The sequence below is a fragment of the Acinetobacter genomosp. 33YU genome, from assembly GCF_001990725.1.
Lineage (GTDB): Bacteria > Pseudomonadota > Gammaproteobacteria > Pseudomonadales > Moraxellaceae > Acinetobacter > Acinetobacter seifertii.
This window is the reverse complement of sequence record NZ_LFZQ01000025.1, coordinates 1-419: the sequence shown is the minus strand read 5'-3', so window position 1 is coordinate 419 and position 419 is coordinate 1. Positions and strand designations below refer to the sequence as shown.

General features: G+C 44.4%; 1 pseudogene. It reads left to right on the top strand.

Going from position 1 to position 419, the window contains the following annotated elements:
- Window positions 1-419, top strand: a pseudogene (locus tag AC056_RS19985) (hypothetical protein); the annotation flags it as partial.

Sequence of the window (419 nt, the reverse complement as noted above, 5' to 3'; positions counted from 1 at the left end):
CTGAACTTTAGTGTGAATGGTGGTACAGCAGACAACGTGAAGTTAGGTGAAACGGTTAACTTTGCCAATGGCACCAACACCACAGCAGTTTATGACCCTGCCACCAACACCTATAAATACAATGTAAATGACAACATTAGTTTAACGAACGCAGGCAGTATAACGGTCGGCAATTCTAAGGTTGATAACAGTGGTTTGACGATTACAGGCGGTCCAAGTGTAACGACTGCTGGTATTAATGCGGCTAATCAGAAGATTACAAATGTCGCGGCAGGAACCATTTCAGCAAGTTCTACAGATGCAGTAAATGGTAGCCAGTTAAATACCACGAACCAGAATGTAACCACTGCTCAGAACACCGCAAACACAGCGGTAACGAATGCGGCAGCAGCACAAAATACTGCTAATACAGCGGTAAC